This window comes from Amycolatopsis sp. cmx-4-54 (assembly GCF_046548895.1).
Taxonomy (GTDB): Bacteria; Actinomycetota; Actinomycetes; order Mycobacteriales; family Pseudonocardiaceae; genus Amycolatopsis.
Genome location: NZ_JAEBEJ010000002.1, coordinates 863,139 through 879,926, shown reverse-complemented (window position 1 = coordinate 879,926; position 16,788 = coordinate 863,139). Strand labels below are relative to the sequence as shown.

General features: G+C 68.9%; 19 protein-coding genes and 1 pseudogene. 10 read left to right on the top strand and 10 right to left on the bottom strand.

Annotation, left to right across the window (positions count from 1 at the left end; all coding sequences use genetic code 11):
* Positions 1 to 29: 29 nt before the first annotated feature.
* Together ACLJQ7_RS09540 and ACLJQ7_RS09535 are read right to left on the bottom strand one after the other, a co-directional pair.
* A complete protein-coding gene (locus tag ACLJQ7_RS09540; protein ID WP_410647717.1) occupies positions 30 to 365 on the bottom strand; it encodes a cupin domain-containing protein in 336 nt (111 codons plus the stop codon).
* Positions 362 to 1,666: an MFS transporter gene (locus ACLJQ7_RS09535; protein ID WP_410647716.1), complete on the bottom strand. Its 1,305-nt coding sequence runs from the start codon at positions 1,664 to 1,666 to the stop codon at positions 362 to 364. The genes ACLJQ7_RS09540 and ACLJQ7_RS09535 overlap by 4 nt, the downstream gene beginning before the upstream one ends.
* Positions 1,667 to 1,773: 107 nt before the next feature.
* On the opposite strand from ACLJQ7_RS09535, the gene ACLJQ7_RS09530 reads away from it, so the two are divergent.
* Positions 1,774 to 2,454 (top strand): DUF2848 domain-containing protein, encoded by a 681-nt coding sequence (locus tag ACLJQ7_RS09530; RefSeq protein WP_410647715.1) that lies wholly within the window; start codon positions 1,774 to 1,776, stop codon positions 2,452 to 2,454.
* On the opposite strand, the gene ACLJQ7_RS09525 is transcribed toward ACLJQ7_RS09530, so the two are convergent.
* The 3 genes and pseudogenes from ACLJQ7_RS09525 to ACLJQ7_RS09515 form a co-directional block, all read right to left on the bottom strand.
* On the bottom strand, positions 2,418 to 2,702 hold the full coding sequence (locus ACLJQ7_RS09525) for a hypothetical protein (protein ID WP_410647714.1): 285 nt from the start codon (positions 2,700 to 2,702) through the stop codon (positions 2,418 to 2,420). The two genes, ACLJQ7_RS09530 and ACLJQ7_RS09525, sit on opposite strands and share 37 nt — an antisense overlap.
* A pseudogene (locus ACLJQ7_RS09520) lies at positions 2,659 to 3,192 on the bottom strand (tRNA(His) guanylyltransferase Thg1 family protein); the annotation flags it as partial. The gene ACLJQ7_RS09525 and the pseudogene ACLJQ7_RS09520, both read right to left, overlap by 44 nt.
* A gap of 3 nt (positions 3,193 to 3,195) precedes the next feature.
* A complete protein-coding gene (locus tag ACLJQ7_RS09515) occupies positions 3,196 to 3,639 on the bottom strand; it encodes an AAA family ATPase (protein ID WP_410647895.1) in 444 nt (147 codons plus the stop codon).
* A 120-nt stretch (positions 3,640 to 3,759) separates the two neighbouring features.
* Between ACLJQ7_RS09515 and ACLJQ7_RS09510 the strand changes: the two genes are divergently transcribed.
* Positions 3,760 to 4,479, top strand: coding sequence for a VIT family protein (locus ACLJQ7_RS09510; RefSeq protein WP_410647713.1), 720 nt, complete (start codon positions 3,760 to 3,762; stop codon positions 4,477 to 4,479).
* A 182-nt stretch (positions 4,480 to 4,661) separates the two neighbouring features.
* On the opposite strand, the gene ACLJQ7_RS09505 is transcribed toward ACLJQ7_RS09510, so the two are convergent.
* Complete coding sequence (locus ACLJQ7_RS09505) at positions 4,662 to 6,122, bottom strand: peptide MFS transporter (protein WP_410647712.1); 1,461 nt, start codon at positions 6,120 to 6,122, stop codon at positions 4,662 to 4,664.
* Between the two features lie 208 nt (positions 6,123 to 6,330).
* Between ACLJQ7_RS09505 and nhaA the strand changes: the two genes are divergently transcribed.
* Genes nhaA through ACLJQ7_RS09485 form a run of 4 tightly spaced genes read left to right on the top strand, consistent with a single transcriptional unit; the run spans position 6,331 to position 9,433 of the window.
* A complete protein-coding gene (nhaA, locus tag ACLJQ7_RS09500; RefSeq protein ID WP_410647710.1) occupies positions 6,331 to 7,527 on the top strand; it encodes a Na+/H+ antiporter NhaA in 1,197 nt (398 codons plus the stop codon).
* Positions 7,528 to 7,577: 50 nt separating this feature from the next.
* Entirely contained in the window at positions 7,578 to 8,081 is a 504-nt protein-coding gene (locus tag ACLJQ7_RS09495; protein WP_410647894.1) for a phage holin family protein, read from the top strand.
* Between the two features lie 15 nt (positions 8,082 to 8,096).
* Entirely contained in the window at positions 8,097 to 9,020 is a 924-nt protein-coding gene (locus ACLJQ7_RS09490; protein WP_410647709.1) for an alpha/beta fold hydrolase, read from the top strand.
* Positions 9,017 to 9,433, top strand: a complete 417-nt coding sequence (locus ACLJQ7_RS09485) for a DUF1992 domain-containing protein (RefSeq protein WP_410647708.1) — start codon at positions 9,017 to 9,019, stop codon at positions 9,431 to 9,433. Before ACLJQ7_RS09490 ends, ACLJQ7_RS09485 begins: the two co-directional genes overlap by 4 nt.
* Before the next feature lie 47 nt (positions 9,434 to 9,480).
* Here the strand turns inward: ACLJQ7_RS09485 and ACLJQ7_RS09480 are convergent, their stop codons facing one another.
* From ACLJQ7_RS09480 to nth, 4 genes are read right to left on the bottom strand one after another with little or no spacing between them, the layout of a single operon-like run.
* Positions 9,481 to 10,665 carry a MarP family serine protease gene (locus ACLJQ7_RS09480; protein ID WP_410647707.1) on the bottom strand — a complete coding sequence of 395 codons (1,185 nt, stop codon included), beginning with the start codon at positions 10,663 to 10,665 and terminating at the stop codon, positions 9,481 to 9,483.
* A gap of 6 nt (positions 10,666 to 10,671) precedes the next feature.
* Complete coding sequence (locus ACLJQ7_RS09475) at positions 10,672 to 11,379, bottom strand: NUDIX hydrolase (RefSeq protein WP_410647706.1); 708 nt, start codon at positions 11,377 to 11,379, stop codon at positions 10,672 to 10,674.
* Positions 11,376 to 11,972 carry a TlpA family protein disulfide reductase gene (locus ACLJQ7_RS09470; protein ID WP_410647705.1) on the bottom strand — a complete coding sequence of 199 codons (597 nt, stop codon included), beginning with the start codon at positions 11,970 to 11,972 and terminating at the stop codon, positions 11,376 to 11,378. Before ACLJQ7_RS09470 ends, ACLJQ7_RS09475 begins: the two co-directional genes overlap by 4 nt.
* Positions 11,969 to 12,652: an endonuclease III gene (nth, locus tag ACLJQ7_RS09465; RefSeq protein ID WP_125679879.1), complete on the bottom strand. Its 684-nt coding sequence runs from the start codon at positions 12,650 to 12,652 to the stop codon at positions 11,969 to 11,971. Before nth ends, ACLJQ7_RS09470 begins: the two co-directional genes overlap by 4 nt.
* 237 nt (positions 12,653 to 12,889) lie before the next feature.
* On the opposite strand from nth, the gene ACLJQ7_RS09460 reads away from it, so the two are divergent.
* The 4 genes from ACLJQ7_RS09460 to dnaN all read left to right on the top strand — a co-directional run bounded on the left by ACLJQ7_RS09460 (position 12,890) and on the right by dnaN (position 16,775).
* Positions 12,890 to 13,141 (top strand): hypothetical protein, encoded by a 252-nt coding sequence (locus ACLJQ7_RS09460; protein ID WP_005166943.1) that lies wholly within the window; start codon positions 12,890 to 12,892, stop codon positions 13,139 to 13,141.
* Positions 13,142 to 13,300: 159 nt separating this feature from the next.
* Positions 13,301 to 13,975 carry a Crp/Fnr family transcriptional regulator gene (locus tag ACLJQ7_RS09455; protein WP_003081747.1) on the top strand — a complete coding sequence of 225 codons (675 nt, stop codon included), beginning with the start codon at positions 13,301 to 13,303 and terminating at the stop codon, positions 13,973 to 13,975.
* A 451-nt stretch (positions 13,976 to 14,426) separates the two neighbouring features.
* On the top strand, positions 14,427 to 15,701 hold the full coding sequence (locus tag ACLJQ7_RS09450; RefSeq protein ID WP_410647704.1) for an MFS transporter: 1,275 nt from the start codon (positions 14,427 to 14,429) through the stop codon (positions 15,699 to 15,701).
* 9 nt (positions 15,702 to 15,710) lie between these two features.
* Positions 15,711 to 16,775 (top strand): DNA polymerase III subunit beta, encoded by a 1,065-nt coding sequence (gene dnaN / locus ACLJQ7_RS09445; RefSeq protein ID WP_410647703.1) that lies wholly within the window; start codon positions 15,711 to 15,713, stop codon positions 16,773 to 16,775.
* Positions 16,776 to 16,788 lie beyond the last annotated feature (13 nt).

The window sequence follows — 16,788 nt, the reverse complement described above, 5'->3', positions numbered from 1 at the left end:
CTGGATATCAGTGCCCGCCCCGGTTTTTTTCATTCCGCGATCGGCGGCCGCGAAGGAAGCGGCGTCTTGAACTCGACCCACTGGCTGTCCACGATGGCCTCGACGCTGTGCGGGACACCGCGCGGATGGACGATCGTGCCGCCGGCTTCGAGGGTCACTTCCCGGCCGTCGAGCGTGCCGCGCAGCGAACCCGAAACCAGGTACACGATGCTGTCGTGATCGTGGCTGTGCACGGGAGAAGCGACGCCGGCCGGGTAGGAGATCTCGTACGCCAGCCCGCCTTCCGCCCTGGCGAGCGTCCGGAACCGGCCCTGTCCGCCGATCAGCGGCAGACCCTCCACTGTGGACATGGTCGTCCAGGTCATCGCACTGTCTCCATGGCGGCTGCCTCCTCGCGGTCCGGGTCACGGGCGAGCACGACACCGATGATGGTCACGACGGCGGTCGCCAGCAAGTAGACCCCGATCGCGAGCCACGTGTCGAACCCGGCCAGCAACGCCGTGAACAGCAGCGGCGCGGGCGCCCCGCCGATCACGCCGGCGAGGGTGTAGGCCAGCGAGCTGCCGGTGTAGCGCAGACGCGGCGAGAACTGCTCGGTGACGAGCGCGGCCTGCGGTCCGTAGAGCGCCGCGTGGATGACGAGCGCGAGCACGATCCCGGTCGCCAGCATGAGGAACGAGCCGCCGCTGACCATCGGGAAGAACACGAACGGCCAGATCCCGGCGGCGATGGTCGCGATCAGGTACATCTTGCGTCGCGAGACGCGGTCCGAGAGCGCGCCGAACAGCGGCATCAGCACCAGCTGGAACGCCGAACCGATCATCACCGCGGCCAGCCCGGCGCCGCGCGAGAGATCGGTGTGCGTGGTGACGTACGTGAGGACGAAGACGGTGAACAGCGCGTAGAGCACGTCCGGGCAGACCCGGATCAGCACGGCCGCGACCAGCGCGCGGCGTTCGGTGCGGAAGACCTCGGAGATCGGCGCCGACGAGCGTTCGCCCCGCTCCTGGAGCTGCTTGAAGACCGGCGTCTCCTCCAGTTTGAGCCGGATCCACAGGCCGAACCCGACCAGCGCGCCGGAAAGCAGGAAGGCGATCCGCCAGCCCCAGCTGTTGAACTGGTCCTCGGTGAGCAGCCCGGCCAGCACGGCGAGGACACCGTTGGCGAGCAGGTTGCCCGCGGGCGGGCCGATCTGCGCGGCGGACGCCCAGAAACCGCGTTTGTTCGGATCGCCGAATTCGCTCGACAGCAGGACCGCGCCACCCCATTCGCCACCGATGCCGACACCCTGCGCGAACCGCAGCGCGACGAGCAGCACCGCCGCGAAACCGCCGATGTTCTCGTAGGTGGGCAGGACACCGATGAGGAACGTCGCCACCCCGGTGAGCACGAGCGTCATGACCAGGATGCGCTTGCGGCCGAGCACGTCGCCGAGGCGGCCGAAGAGGAACCCGCCGAGCGGCCGGGCGAGGTAGCCGACGGCGTAGGTCGAGAACGCCGCCATCGTGCTCGCGAGCTGGTCTTCCGAGGGGAAGAAGAGATTCCCGAAGATCGTCGCGGCCGCCACCGAGTAGGCCGCGAAGTCGTACCACTCGAGCGCTGTTCCCGAGAGGCTGGCCGCGAAGGCCTTGTGCAACGAACGCCGGTCACCGGCTGGTGAGGTCATGTCCACATCCGTCCGTAGGAGATCCGCAACCCCGCCGGGAGGGGTTGAATTGCGGATATACTCCTTGTATACAAGCTGTATGCGCAACCCCCAATCTCGGAGGACCGATGCCTGAGCTGCGTTTCACCCTTCCCGACGGCCAGGAGCGGCGGACCGAGGTCCACACGCTGCTGAACGCCGGATACGCCGGTCGCAGCCAGGAGGACGTCGCCGCTCACGTGGCCGAACTGGCCGAACTCGGCGTCCCCGCGCCGTCGGTGATCCCGGCGCTCTACCCGGTCGCGCCGTACCTGGCGAGCCAGACCGACGAGGTCCCGGTGCAGCACGAGCGGACCTCCGGCGAGGCCGAATGGGCCATCGTCATCACCGGCCCCGCGCCCGAAGACGTCCTCCTGACCGCCGCCTGCGACCACACCGACCGCGCGCTCGAAGCGCACGGCGTCGCGTGGAGCAAGAACGCCGGCCCCGACGTCCTCGCCGCCAAGGCGTGGCGGCTCGTGGACGTCGAAGACCGGCTCGACGACCTCACGCTGTCCGCCTGGGCCGGAGAAAACCTGATCCAGCAAGGAAAGCTCGCGGAACTGCTGCCGCCGTCGTACTGGCTGGACGTCCTGCGCGAGCGGGACCTCTACGCCCCGGGCACCGTGCTGATCTCCGGGACCATCCCGATGGTGCACGGCGTCGACCAGTTCGCCGGCTCCTGGCGCGTGGAACTGGGCGACCCGGCGACCGGCGAGACGATCGAACTCGCCTACACCGTGCGACGGCTGCCCGAACCGATCGGCTGAAGCAGCTCGCCGAGGAAGGCCCGGTACTCGTCCTTCATCGGCAGCTCGCGCTCCACGCGGACGCGGCGGCGGGTCGCGGAGACTTCGACCTCGCGCACCGGATCGAATCCGGTGCGCTCGTAGGACTCCCAGTACAGCCCGACGCCGCCGTTGCCACGCGGGGACTTCGGCGAAATTGACGCCGTGCGCGAAGAGCAGCTCGTTCTTCTCGGAGACGCCGGCACCGTCGAGAACGGCTCCGGCCTCACTCGCCGATTTCCCCGTCTTGCGGAGGATCCAGTAGCACCAGCCGTTGAGCGCGCATCGGGCCGCGTCCGCCTGGCGCCAGGAGAAATAGTCGACGACGTCGTCCGCCGTCGTGCCCAGCCAAACGCGGCCGTCGAAGTGCGCGGGCACCCCGGCCGCGTGGGTGAACGCGGCCGAGGCGATCCCGGCGGAGATCGACACGAGCTTCTCTACGCCCCGGCCGAAGAGATCGGCGGAAGGGGCGAGCAGGACCGAGATCTCGTCGCTTTCCGTGTATACGTAAGGCGAAGCGAACTCCGCCAGTAACGCGCTCGCGGTCTCGGCCATGCAGTCGGCGAACCGGGGATCGAACGGTTTCTCGAAGCGCGCTTCGGTGAACTTGGAGAAGCCCCGGCCGTCGACGCGGAGCACCGTCCAGGCTCCCGGCGGCACGGTCAGCCCGTGGAACCACTCGCGTTCCCGTTGCCGCGCCTCGAAATCACCGACGTCCATGGTTCACCCCCGCTCGACGACGAAACCGCCTTCGCCGTCGAAACCGACGGTGTACAGCTCGTCGAAACCGTCTTCGGCGCTCGGGCGCCTGAGGCGTTTGAGCGTCGCATACAGACCGACGTCGGGCACTTGGGTTTTCCCCGTCCGGCGCGCGTTGCGCTCTCGGGAGCCTTCGAGATCAGGCGGGAACCAGTACCCGAGGACCCGCGCGCCGTACCGTCTGGCGACTTCGACCAGCGGTGCCCATTCCTCCGGCGAGGGGTTGGTGTTGTCCACGACCACCGAACGGCCGTCCTCGAGCGCCTCGGCCAGCATCCGCAGCTGCCGAGCCTGCGGCCGCCGGGCGTTGGGGAAGGTGTCCTTGCTGACGTGGACGTGCGTCCCCGCGAACTCGCGCCGGAAGAACGTCGACTTCCCGGACGCCTGGAGCCCGATCAGGATCACCATCTCCGCCACGGGCACAACGTAGCCGATGAGTCAGGCAAGGCAATAGTCAATAAGGATTGCCTCTATTCACCAAACCGGCCTTCACTCGCCGGATACCGTTCTTTGTGTTTCACTGAAACGGTGACCGATACCGTATCGACTTCACATCCTCACGAACCCCACGCGGACCTCGGCGGCAGGCTGAACCGGCTGCGCGCCGGGGTTCTCGGCGCGAACGACGGGATCGTCTCGGTGGCGGGCATCGTGGTCGGTGTCGCGGGCGCGACCACCGATTCCACCGCGATCGCCACCGCGGGAATCGCGGGACTGGTCGCGGGCGCGCTTTCCATGGCGGGTGGCGAATACGTCTCCGTGAGCACGCAGCGCGACACCGAACGCGCGCAGTTGCGGCTGGAAAAGCGCGAGCTGAAAGAGATGCCCGAGGCCGAAGAACGGGAACTCGCGGAAATCTACGAGGAGAAGGGTCTTTCGCCGGAACTCGCCGCCGAGGTCGCCCGCGAACTGACCGAAAAGGACGCGCTGCAGGCGCACGCCGAGGCCGAACTCGGCATCGATCCGGACAATCTGACCAGCCCGTGGCAGGCGGCGTGGGCGTCGCTCGTGGCGTTCACCGTCGGCGCGCTCCTGCCGCTGCTGGCGATCGCGTGGACGCCGACCTCGGCGCGGGTCTGGGCGTGCGCGTCGGCGGTCTTGGTCGGGCTGGTGTTGACCGGGTTCATCAGCGCGAAACTCGGCGACGCCCGCGTCGGCCGCGCGATCGCGCGCAACGTCGGTGTCGGCGCGCTGACGATGCTGGTGACCTACTACGTCGGTGTGCTTTTCGGGATCACCGTCGGTTAGGCCGCGTTTCGCGTGTCGTCCGTCCAATCACGCGTGTCGTCCGTCCAATCACGCGTGTCGTCCGTCCAATCACGCGGCCCGGCCCACCTGAAGCAGCGAAAGGGCCCTTCACCGCTTCCTATGCGGCGAAGGGCCCTTTCAGCACGTTCGAGGATCGCTCGTCAGTGCGGCATGAAGCGGCGTCAGTGAACGCCCTTCATCAGCTTGCGGATCATCGGCGTCGCCACCAGGAGCGCCACACCGACCACGATGGCCGCCCCGCCGACGATGCTGAAGTACGGCGCTTCGTCGTCCACCGTGTAGAACTCGGCGAGCTTCCCGGACATCGCCGTACCGAGCGAGATGGACAGGAAGTTCAGCGCCACCATCTGCGTCCGGAACGCCTCCGGCGCGAGTTTCGTCGACAGCGAGAGACCGACCGGCGAAAGCATCAGCTCCGCCATGGTGAACACGAACAGGATGCCTGCCAGCGCGAGCAGCGGGCTCGCGTTCTTGCCGCTGCCGACCATCGGGAGGAACAGCAGGAACGCCACGCCCATGGTGACCGTGCCGAGCACGAACTTGATCGGCGAGGACGGCTGCCGCGAGCCGAGTTTCGTCCAGATCGCCGCGATCACCGGCGCGAACAGGATGATGAACACCGGGTTGATCGAGTTCACCCACGCGACCGGCATCTCCCAGCCGAAGATCGTCCGGTTCAGTCGTTCGTCGGTGTAGGCCGCGACCACGGTGAACTGCTGCTGGTACAGCGAGAAGAACGCGGCACTCGCGATGAACATCGGGATGAACGAGTACACCCGGCTGCGTTCGTCGGCGGTGATCTTCTTGCTGCTGATGATCACCACGAAGTAGATCACCGAGATGACCGCGACGGCCCAGACGACGACGTCGACCAGGTTCGCCGGGTTGATCACGCCGAAGACCACGAGCAGCACGATCGCGGCGACACCCACCGCGGTACCGCCGAAGACCAGCGGGCGCCGCGACGCGGGCAGCGGGTTGGGGACCTCGCTCGCCTTCTCGCCGAGGTTCTTGCGGCCGATCGTGTACTGGATCAGGCCGAGCGCCATCCCGACCGCGGCGAGCCCGAAGCCGACGTGGAAACCGATCTCGCTCTGCGCGAGCCCGGTCAGCAGCGGTCCGACGAAGCCACCGACGTTCACGCCCATGTAGAAGATCGTGAAACCGCCGTCACGGCGCTCGTCGCCCGGCGCGTACAGCGTCCCGACGATGGCGGTGGCGTTGGACTTCAGCCCGCCGCTGCCGACGGCCACGCAGACGAGGCCGACACCGATACCCGCCAGACCGGGCAGCACGGCGAGGCTGATGTGGCCGATCATGATCAGGATCGCGCTGTAGAACAGCGTGCGTTCCGAGCCGAGCACCCGGTCCGCGACCCAGGCGCCGATCACCGCCGACAGGTAGACCATGCCGCCGTACGCGCCGACGATGCCGAGCGCGGAGGCCTTCGGCAGCGCCAGGCCGCCCTGGCTGACTTCGTAGTAGAGGTAGATCGGAAGGATGCCGAGCATCCCGTAGAACGAGAAACGCTCCCACATCTCGACGCCGAAGAGGTTCGCGAGCCCTCGTGGGTGCCCGAAAAACCTCGTGTCTCGCTGGACCTCGGTAGAGGTACTCACCATGCCGTCCTTAGTGCAGACATCGTTGTCGGTTTCCGATTGACATGCTAGAAGCCCACCGAGTGGACGGGACACCGACGTCCGCATGATCTTGTGGTCACCGTCATGAAGACGAGATTTCCGCAGCTTGAGGCGTTAAAATCACGTCAAGGTGCGCCGGGAAGTCTGGTCGGCAACAGTGTTCGTCGTTGCCGAAACCCCGGAGGATGCCTTGTCCGGCCCTACCCGCCCCGCGAAAGCCGTCGCAGATTTCGCCCGCTACCTGCGCACGGAGACGACCGGCGGGATGATCCTGCTCGGTGCCACCGCGATCGCCCTCATCTGGGCCAATTCGCCCATCGACGACATTTACCGCGCGATCCGCGATTTCCGGCTCGGCCCCGAATTCCTCCACCTGAATCTGACGATCGGCGACTGGGCGAAGGACGGCCTGCTCGCGTTGTTCTTTTTCGTCGCCGGGCTCGAACTCAAACGCGAACTTGTGGTCGGTGAACTTTCGCGGTTCAAGCAGGCGATTTTGCCGGTGGTCGCCGCGGTCGGCGGCATGGTCGTCCCAGCGCTGGTCGCGCTGGCCGTCGGCTGGGGAGCGCCGGGCATCGAACGCGCGTGGGCCATCCCGGTCGCCACGGACATCGCCTTCGCGCTGGGTGTCCTCGCCCTGACCGCGTCGAACCTGCCGAGCAGCGCCAGGGTCTTCCTGCTGTCGCTCGCGGTGGTCGACGACCTGGGCGCGATCCTCCTCATCGCGATCCTGTTCACCGCGAAGTTCGACCTCGTCGCCGCGGGCGTTGCCGTCGTCGCCCTCGCGCTGTACGCCTACCTGCAGCACCGCCGGGTCCGCAGCGCCTGGATCTACGTGCCGCTGGCCTTGATCACCTGGGTGGCGGTGCACTCGGCGGGCATCCACGCCACGATCGCCGGCGTCGCGCTCGGCCTGCTCACCCGCGTCCGCGCCGACGAGGGCGAGGAGCACGCGCCCGCGATCCGGCTCGAACACCGGCTGCAGCCGTGGTCGGCCGCGGTCGCGGTGCCGCTGTTCGCGCTGTTCGCGGCGGGGATCAAAGTGGACGCCGAGTCGCTCGGAGCGGTGTTCACCACGGCGTTGCCGCTGGCCGTGCTGGTCGGCCTGGTCGGCGGGAAGCTGGTCGGGATCTTCGGCGCCAGCCTGCTCGCGGTGAAGTTCAAGCTCGCGGAGAAACCCAGGGGCATGGGCTGGCGGGACATCGGCGCGTTGTCGATGCTCGGCGGTGTCGGGTTCACCGTGAGCCTGCTGATCGCCGACCTCGCGCTCGACGGCGAGGCCGTGGACCAAGCCAAGATGGCGGTCTTGATCGCCTCGGCGGTCGCCTCGCTGGCCGCCGCAGCGATGCTGCTGCACCGCAGCCGGGTGCACGCGCGCGAAGATTGAGAAGCGACACTCGCCGGTCCGTCGCGCCCGTGATCGGGGCACGTGGCACGATGGCCGGTGTGAGCAGCCCCAAGCACGAACGTACCGGCCCCGACGGCGTGGGGGCCGTGCCCTACCTCCCCCTGTCGAGCGATGACGACGTGGTAGCGAGCGAGCAGTCCCTCGGGAAGCTCGTCGGCGATGCCACACAGCACGTCTCGACGCTGATCCGCGCCGAGGTCGAGCTGGCCAAATCCGAGGTCGTCGCGGAGGCGAAGAAGGGCCTCAAAGGCGCCATCTTCTTCCTGGTCGCGCTGGTCATCGGGCTGTACAGCTCGTTCTTCTTCTTTTTCTTCCTCGGCGAACTGCTGTCGGAGTGGCTGATGCGCTGGGCGGCGTTCGCGATCGTGTTCGGGCTGATGCTCGTCGCGACGGCGGTCGCGGGCTTCCTCGGCTACCGCAAGGTGAAGAAGATCAAGGCGCCGGAGCGCACGATCAACAGCTTCAAGGACACCGCCGCCGCGTTCAAGCCGCGTCACAGCGCCGAAGACGCCGCGCCCGCGGACCGCGACTGAGAAGTTTTCGAGTCGGTGCAGGCGACACCGGATCCGTCGATCGTCCGGATCGACGGTCCGTGGACCCATCGTGACGTCTCGGCCAACGGCATCCGGCTGCACGTCGCCGAACTCGGCGACGGGCCGGTGGTCCTGCTGCTGCACGGGTTCGCCGAGTTCTGGTGGACCTGGCATCACCAGCTGACGGCGCTCGCCGATGCCGGTTTCCGCGCGGTCGCGGTCGACCTGCGCGGGTACGGCGACTCCGACAAACCCCCGCGTGGCTACGACGCCTGGACCCTCGCGGGCGACGTCGGCGGGCTGATCAAGTCGCTCGGCGCGCGCAAGGCCCATCTCGTCGGGCATGCCTGGGGCGGCATGCTCGCGTGGACGGTCGGCGCGCTGCACCCGCGGCTGGTGTCGTCGGTCAGCGTGCTGGGCGGCGCGCATCCGCTGGCGTTGCGCCGGGCCGTCCGGCGGCCGGGGCAGCTGCGCGCTTCGGGACATCTGTTCCGCTTCCAGACGCCGATGGCGCCGGAAAAATGGCTGGTCAAGGACGACGCGCTCGCCGTCGAAGAACTCTTCCGCGCCTGGTCCGGTCCACAGTGGACGGATACTTCCGACTTCACCGAGACGGTGGGGACCTTCCGGCAGGCGATGCTCGTGCCGGGGGTGCCGCACAGCGCCCTCGAGTACTACCGATGGGCGTTCCGCGCGCAGTTCCGCGGCGAAGGACGCCGGTTCAGCGAAGCGCTGCGAGGCCGTTTCGCCCCCCGTGTGCTGCAACTGCACGGCGAGGAGGACAAGTGCGTCCTGCCCGACACCGCCGCGGCGTCACGTCGCTGGGCCCCGGACGCTCGCCTCGAGCGTTGGCCCGGCATCGGGCACTTCCCGCAGCTGGAGGCCCCGGAACGCACGTCGGCCGCGCTGCTGGACTTCCTCCGTATCTTGGAAGCATGACCGAGCGCAAACCGACGGGCGTGACGTTCGAGTCCTGGGTGGACAAGCAGGTCCGCGCCGCGGAGGCGAAGGGCGAGTTCGAAGACCTCCCCGGCGCGGGGAAGCCGCTGCCGAAGACGGACGGCACGGACACCGCGCTGGCCTGGGTGGTGAACAAGGTCCGCGCCGAAGGGCACGACGTTTCGGCGCTGCTGCCGCCGTCGCTGGCGATCGCGAAGGAGCTCGACGACCTGCCGGACACACTTGCTCGCGTACGTCGTGAGGCGCGGGTGCGGGAGATCGTCGAGGACCTGAACGATCGGATCCGGGCCGAGCACCGGCGTCCGGCGGGCGGTCCGGTGCTGCGGGCACGGCCGCTGGACGTGGACGAGACGGTCGCTTCGTGGCGCGAAGGCCTCTCCGCGGACTCCTGACCCCGCGCGCGTGCGATGAAGGAGTCCTTCATCGCACGTGAGTGGGCTCAGTTGGCGCAAGGACCGGTCGACGTGTTCGCGCTCAGCGCCGGAGCCGTCTCCACCACCGGCCGCACCTGCTCCGAAGTCAGCGTGAAGCCGGTCTCCGGATCCTCGACCGCCGCACCGAAGACGACCCCGATGACCTCGCCTTCGGGGTTGATCATCGGCCCGCCGGAGTTGCCGCTGCGCACCTGCCCGCGCACGGTGAACACGTCACGCTGCACGGTGTTGGCCTCGTAGATGTCCGGTCCGCGCAGGTTGATCCGGCCGCGCACCCTGGCGGGCGTCGCGGTGTACGGGCCGTCGAGCGGGTAGCCGAGCACGATCGCGTTGTCGCCGGCCCGCGCCACGCGCGGTGTGAACGGGAGCACCGGCGCCTGCAGCCTCGGCACCGCGAGCACGGCCACGTCGGCCTCGGGGTCGAAGTAGACGACCCTGGCCGGGAACTTGCCCGAAGTCGATTCGATGGCGACCTCGTCGGTCCCCGCGACGACGTGCGCGTTGGTCATCACGCGCTGCGGCGCGACGACGAATCCGCTGCCTTCCAGCGCCCGCGAGCACGAAGTGGCGTTGCCGCGGATCTTCACGACACTGGGGCGCACCTGTTTGACGATCGCGCTCGCCTGCAACGCGGTGTCCGGCGGGCTGGTGTCCTCGACGTTCGGCTTCTGGAACGGGTCCACAATGGACGGGAAGCCGGACGCGTCCAGCAGTTTGCGCAGTTCGCTCGGGAAGCCCTGCGCCGCCTCGGGCATGACGTCGTTCACTTCGCCGAGCACGACCGAGCTGTTGATCGATTTGGCCAGCCCTGGTACTCCCGAGACGGCCGTCAGCGGCGTCGCGATCAGCCACGCGACCACGAACACCACGGCGGCCTGCACCACCGCGCCGAGCGTCTTGTCGACGCCGGAAAGCTTGTCCGGGTTGATCTTCTGCCGCAGCTTCCGGCCCGCCCAGACACCGAGTGTCTCGCCGAGCGCGACCAGGAACACCACGGTGGCCACCGCGAAGCCGACCTTCGCCGCCGGATGCTGGAAGAGTTCGACGATCAACGGCGCGATCTTGATCCCGGCGAGCGCGCCGAGCACCACCCCGACCAGCGAGGGGAGGGCGATGATCACCCCCTGGAACGCGCCGGACACGCCCGCCAGCAGCGCGAGGAGGATCACCAGTACGTCGACCCAGTTCACCGGCGCCTACTCCTTCTCCGGCACTTGCCGCCCGTCGACCCGCGCCTGATGTTCGGCCAACGCTACGTCAAGCTCCCTGACGTCGCCTCGGTCCCAGTCCCGTTCCCAGCCGCCGAGCGACAACGTCATCGCCAGCAGGCCGCCCGTGAACCCCCAGACGAACATCCCGCCGACGTCGAACGCGGGCCCCTTCCAGTCGTAGCCCTCGCGTTTGATCTGGAACCGGTTGGCCGGATCGGTGAGCTCGGCGATCGGCACCCTGGCCACCGCCGCGGTCTCGCCGGGATCGACGGCGTGCACCGGCGACGGCGTCCGCCAGTAGGCGAGCACCGGCGTCACGGCGAAACTCGACACCGGCACGAACAGTTCCGGGAAGACCGCCACCGGCAGCACACCCTCGGGTTCGACGCCGGTCTCCTCCTCCGCTTCACGCAACGCGGTGCCGACCGGGCCGCCGTCTTCCGGCTCGGCGCCCCCGCCGGGGAAGCTGACCTGACCCGCGTGCGAGCCGAGCGTGTCGGCGCGGCGCTGGAGCAGGATGTCGGGCCCCTGCGGGCCCTCGCCGAAGAGCATCAGGACGGACGCGGACCGGTAGGTCGCGTCCCTCGGCACGCTGAACCGGCTGAACGCGTCCGCGCCGACCTCGCCGCTGATCTTGACCAGCGGCTGCAACCAGGCGGGCACGGCCTCCGGATCGACGAGGGGGCCGGTCATGGTGTCCCTTCCACAGCGGCGCGCACCTGGTCAGTGTTCAGGAAGATGCGTGGGTTCTCGATGAGCCGGACGTCACCACTCGCCGTGACCAGGTACGTCGCCGGGAGGGAGGAAGGGACCTTCAGTGCCGTCCGCACCGGGCCTGACTGTCCGTCACCGTCGAACACGGACGGCAGCCGGACCCCCAGTCCCGCCAGCATCGCCAGCCCGTCGGCCCCGGAGCTCGCGACCTGGACGAGGAGCACGCGCGCGGCACCCGGCTGCGCGGCGTACTCCTGGAGCAACGGCAGTTCGGCGCGGCACGGCTCGCACCACGACGCCCACAGGTTGACCAGAACGGGCCCGCCCGAGAGCACCTTGGCGAGGTCGACCCGGGAGCCGTCGCCGAGGCATTCGACGTCGACTCCGCGCAGCTTCGCCACTTCGCCCGGCCCAGGCGGCGGACAGGGTGCGAGAGCGGCCTTCGCCCGCGCGGCTGTGAGATCTCCCGACGTCTTCGCGGGTGCCTGGCCGTCACGTGTGGTGAGCAGCGCGACGATCAGGGCCACCACGAGTACGGCGGCGCCGAGAGCCAGTTTGGTGACCCTGGTCACCGGCGGGCCGCCAGTTCCAGGATGTGCTCGCGTTCTTCGCCCTTGACCAGCTTCGCGGCCTCTTCGAAGCCCGTCGGGCCGATTCCGTACGAGGGGCACATCTTCGCCAGCGGGCAGGCACCACAGGCGGGTTTGCGGGCGTGGCACACGCGACGGCCGTGGAAGATCGTCCGGTGCGAGAGGAGCGTCCACTCCTTGCGCGGGATCAGCTCACCGACGGCGTGCTCGACCTTGACCGGGTCCTCCTCCTCGGTCCAGCCCCAGCGGCGGACGAGACGGCCGAAATGGGTGTCGACGGTGATCCCGGGAACCCCGAAGGCGTCGCCGAGCACGACGTTGGCCGTCTTGCGGCCGACACCCGGCAGCGTGACGAGGTCCTTCAGCTTGCCGGGCACTTCGCCGTCGTAGCGCTCCACCAGGGCGGCGCCCAGGCCCATCACCGAGTTCGCCTTGGCGCGGAAGAACCCCGTCGGCCGGAGGTACTCCTCGAGTTCGGCGCGGTCGGCGCCGGCGTAATCGGCGGCCGTGCGATAACGGGCGAAGAGCGCGGGCGTGACCTGATTCACGCGGACGTCGGTGGTCTGCGCCGAAAGCACGACCGCGACCAGCAATTCGAGTGGAGTGGTGAAGTCAAGCTCACAGTGCGCGTCCGGGAACTCGTCGTCGAGGCAACGCTTCATCCGCCTGGCGCGTCTCACCACTGCGAGCCGGCTTTCACCCTTACCCCCCGCACGGGGGGCATTGGCAGGGGCAGGAGGCACCCCGATAGCCTACGGGCGCCATCGGACGAGCCAGTGGGAGCACCCGCCGGTCGACGGCCGACACGCCAGAGCACCACCTCGGCGCTTCGATCGAGGACGCCATGAGCGAGGATCTGGAGTAATGCACAACTTTTCGGAATTCCCTGGGCAGGGCGCATGACCGTCTGGTTCGTCATCCTGGTGCCACTGGTGATCATGTTCTTCGCGCTGTTCATGGAACGCGTGGAGACCAGGCTCAAGCACGTCGCGGTGCAGGAGAACGAGGTCGAGGAGTTCCTCGAGCAGGCTCAGCCCAACGAGGTCAGGGCCCTGTACGGGCACGGCATCGGGCGCGCGCTCGAGCTTTTCCGGCTGCGCAGGCTGGGCGGGAAGGCGGCCAGGCTTCGCGCGCGACGCGTGCGGAGTTAGGCTCCACGTTCGAGCGAGATCGTTCCCGGCCGCCAGCACGTTCGGCGTGCCGACGAGCGATCTCGCGCGCACGACCTAGACTGACGCGAAAAGTGATCGACGACACGGTCCTCGGCAGAATGAGGATCGACGTCGTATCTCGATGAGGAGGCACCCGAGGTGGACGAAACCCTGGCCCGAGCGGGCATTTTCCAGGGTGTTGAGCCGGCAGCCGCCGAGGCGCTGGCACAGACCTTGGAATCCGTGGAGTTCCCTCGCGGGCATGTCATCTTCAACGAGGGTGAACCCGGCGACAAGCTTTACATCATCCAGTCCGGCAAGGTGAAGATCGGCCGCAAGTCACCCGACGGCCGCGAGAACCTGCTGGGCATCTTCGGCCCGTCCGACATGTTCGGCGAGCTGTCCATTTTCGACCCCGGCCCGCGGACGTCCAGCGCGACGACCGTGACCGAGGTCCGCGCGGTGACGATGGACCGCCCGGCGCTGCGGCAGTGGATCTCCACCCGCCCGGAGATCGCCGAGCAGTTACTGCGCGTGGTCGCCCGCAGGCTGCGCCGAACGAACAACATGGTCGCCGAGCTGATCTTCACCGACGTCCCCGGCCGCGTGGCGCGCGCGCTGCTGCAGCTCGCGCAGCGTTTCGGCAGCCAGGAAGCCGGTCTGCTGCGGGTCACGCACGACCTGACGCAGGAAGAGATCGCCCAGTACGTCGGCGCTTCGCGCGAGACCGTCAACAAGGCTCTCGCCGACTTCGCGCACCGAGGCTGGCTGCGGCTCGAAGGCAAGAGCGTGCTGATCCTGGACCCGGAGCGCCTGGCCCGCCGCGCCCGCTAGTCCCTTGCTTCACGTGCAATGAAGGGGCCTTTCATCGCAAATTTTGCGATGAAAGGCCCCTTCATTGCATCCTGGCGCCTGACACAACGAAGAGCCGGGCGCCACCCCCGACGTGGCGCACCGGCTCTTCGCTGTGCGCGGACCATCCCCCGACGATCCGCGCTCCCCGCCCTCCGGAACAAAGGCCCCGACCCGTACGCCGGAGGGAGCTGGAGACTGTGTGATTGTCGTACAACCATCCACGGCCATCGGCCGAGAACTCAAGCTCTTTCACTCTCAAGGACGCCGAACGCGTCAATTTGTTGCCCCGAATGACCCAGAATGGGCCGACTGTTACCTGATCGTGACGAACCGAGAGCAGTCCAAGGCGCGTAGTACCCGAAACCGGCGGTGACCAAACTTACCGCCGCCGATCTGGTACTCGCGTACCAAAGTGTTCATACTGGTACGCGTGTCCCAGTCTGTGCCCGCTTCCGCCGAGAGCCACCGCACCTCCCTCGCCGACTACCGAGCCGCGCTGACCGCGCCCGGATCCCGCGGGGCGGTGATCGCGTCCCTGCTCGCCCGCCTGCCGATCGCGATGATCGGCATTTCCGCGCTGCTCTACGTCCAGCGCGAGACGGGCTCCTTCGCCTCGGCCGGGCTGGTTTCGGCCGGGTCGCTGGTGGGCGTCTCCGTCGGCGCGGTCGTGCAGGGACGGCTCATCGACCGCTTCGGGCCGACGAGGCCGCTGCTGACCACCACTGTGCTCTTCGCACTGGCGATGACCGGGCTGGTGTTCGCGATCGAGGCGCACGCGCCGACCGTCTTGCTGGTCCCGCTCGCCTTCTGCACCGGGATCACGGAACCGATGGTCGGTTCGGCCTCCCGGGCGCTGTGGACACGGCTGCTGCCCGCCGGGCCGACGCGGAACGCCGCGTTCTCCTACGAGGCGATCAGCATGGAGGTCTTCTTCATCCTCGGTCCCGGGTTCGCGGGCCTGCTGATCGCCGCGCCATGGGCGGGCACCGGCATCGTGACCGGCTCGCTGACCATGATCGCCGGCGCGGTGCTGTTCGCGCTGAGCCCGATCGTGCGGGTGTGGGGACCGTCGCCGTCGTCGAACCAGCGGGTGCTCGGCGCGCTGGCCAGCCCCGGGATGCGCACGCTAGCGATCGCCGCGCTCGGCTTCGGGGCCGTGATCGGGTTCGTCGAGGTCGCCGTCCCGGCGGCCGCCACCGAGGCGGGGAACACCTCCATCGGCGGGCTGCTGCTCTCGGCGTGGTCGGTCAGCTCGGTCGCGTTCGGTGTCGCGTACAGCCTGCGCCCTTGGCCGCGTCAGATGGGCCTGCGGCTGCCGGTGCTGCTGGCCGGATTCGGCGCGCTGGTGGCGCTGCTCGCGCTGCCCGGCTCGCTCTGGGGTCTCGCGCTCGCCATGCTCGCCGCGGGCGCGCTCATCACGCCGCAGTCGACGACACACTCGGCGGCCATCGAGATCGCCGCACCCAAGGGCACGGCGGCCGAGGCGTTCGGCTGGGTGCTCACCGCGGTGACCCTCGGGCTCGCGTTCGGGCAGTCGATCAGCGGCTACCTCGTCGAGCACGCCGGGCACGAAGCGGCGTTCCTCGCCGCCGGCGGTGTCGGGTTCGCGCTCGCCGTGGTGGTGTGGCTGCTGCGCGGCACCTTCCGCCCGCAGCCGGCCGGAACCGCCACCGAAGCCGCCGAACTTGTCGGTGCCGCCCGCTAGCTTGCGGGCATGGACCTGACTGCCGCCACCCGCTCCCTCTCGTCCGCCGTTTCCGCCGCCGCCCGGCTGCTCACGGCCCGTTCCGGTCTGCTCCTGCGCGCCGGGAAGGAAGGGCTGACCGTCGGCGGCAGCGACAGTGAACGGGCGGTCCGCCTGACCAGCGACGCCATGGTCCACACCGATGGCGAAGTGCTCGTCCCGGCCGGGCCGCTCGCGGAAACCCTGCGAATGCTGGAAGATGACCTGGTGCGCCTGGTCGTCGAGGGTTCGCGGCTGGCTGTACGCGTGGAGGGCGGCCGGTACGCGCTGCCCTTGCTGAGCCGCGAGCTGCAGCTTCCGGACATGCCGCCGAAGGTGTCCGAAGTGGACGGTCACGCGCTGGTGGCCGCGTTGCGCACGGTCGCGGGCACGGCGGCGAAGGACGACGCGCTGCCGATGTTCACCGGCGTCCGCGTGCAGAGCTTCAGCCGCGAGCTGCGGCTGACGGCGTCCGACCGGTACCGGATGGCCGTGGCCACCCTGCCGCTGCGGGCCGAAGGCGAGCCGATCGACGCGCTCGTCCCGGCAGGCCTGCTCGCGGAGACGGCGAAACAGGCACGCGGCGTCGTCGGCCTGCATGGCGACAAGACGCGCTTCGGGCTGAGCTGGCCCGGAGTCACCGTCACCACCGCCGTACTCGACGCGGGATTCCTCTCGGAGAAGCTGATCGAGTCGTCCACTGTGGACACGACGGTCGAGGTCGCCGCCGACGCCCTGGCCGCCGCCGTACGCCGGGTGGGCGTCTACGCGGACGACCGGCGCGTGCTGACGCTGGAGGTCGGCGACTCGCATCTTCGGCTGGCCAGTTCCAAGCAGGACACCGGGGAGGCCGAGGAGACCTTGAAGGCCGAGGTTTCGGGCGGCCGGACGTCACCCTCGTTCCAGGCGCGCTACCTGCTGGACGCGCTGCAGGGGTTCGCCGGGGAACGGGTGCGGCTCGAGATCCAGCCCGGGATGCGGGCCTGTGTCATCCGGGCGGTGGAGCCGGGTGATGTCGAGCTGACGTATTACGTGATGCCGATGCTGCCGCGCTGACGCCATTCACAAG

Coding starts and splice junctions, on each gene's coding strand:
- ACLJQ7_RS09540 (WP_410647717.1), bottom strand. CDS start 365: ATGACCTGGACGACCATGTCCACAGTGGAGGGTCTGCCGCTGATCGGC.
- ACLJQ7_RS09535 (WP_410647716.1), bottom strand. CDS start 1,666: ATGACCTCACCAGCCGGTGACCGGCGTTCGTTGCACAAGGCCTTCGCG.
- ACLJQ7_RS09530 (WP_410647715.1), top strand. CDS start 1,774: ATGCCTGAGCTGCGTTTCACCCTTCCCGACGGCCAGGAGCGGCGGACC.
- ACLJQ7_RS09515 (WP_410647895.1), bottom strand. CDS start 3,639: ATGGTGATCCTGATCGGGCTCCAGGCGTCCGGGAAGTCGACGTTCTTC.
- ACLJQ7_RS09505 (WP_410647712.1), bottom strand. CDS start 6,122: ATGGTGAGTACCTCTACCGAGGTCCAGCGAGACACGAGGTTTTTCGGG.
- ACLJQ7_RS09495 (WP_410647894.1), top strand. CDS start 7,578: ATGGCCGGTGTGAGCAGCCCCAAGCACGAACGTACCGGCCCCGACGGC.
- ACLJQ7_RS09485 (WP_410647708.1), top strand. CDS start 9,017: ATGACCGAGCGCAAACCGACGGGCGTGACGTTCGAGTCCTGGGTGGAC.
- ACLJQ7_RS09475 (WP_410647706.1), bottom strand. CDS start 11,379: ATGACCGGCCCCCTCGTCGATCCGGAGGCCGTGCCCGCCTGGTTGCAG.
- nth (WP_125679879.1), bottom strand. CDS start 12,652: ATGAAGCGTTGCCTCGACGACGAGTTCCCGGACGCGCACTGTGAGCTT.
- ACLJQ7_RS09460 (WP_005166943.1), top strand. CDS start 12,890: ATGACCGTCTGGTTCGTCATCCTGGTGCCACTGGTGATCATGTTCTTC.
- dnaN (WP_410647703.1), top strand. CDS start 15,711: ATGGACCTGACTGCCGCCACCCGCTCCCTCTCGTCCGCCGTTTCCGCC.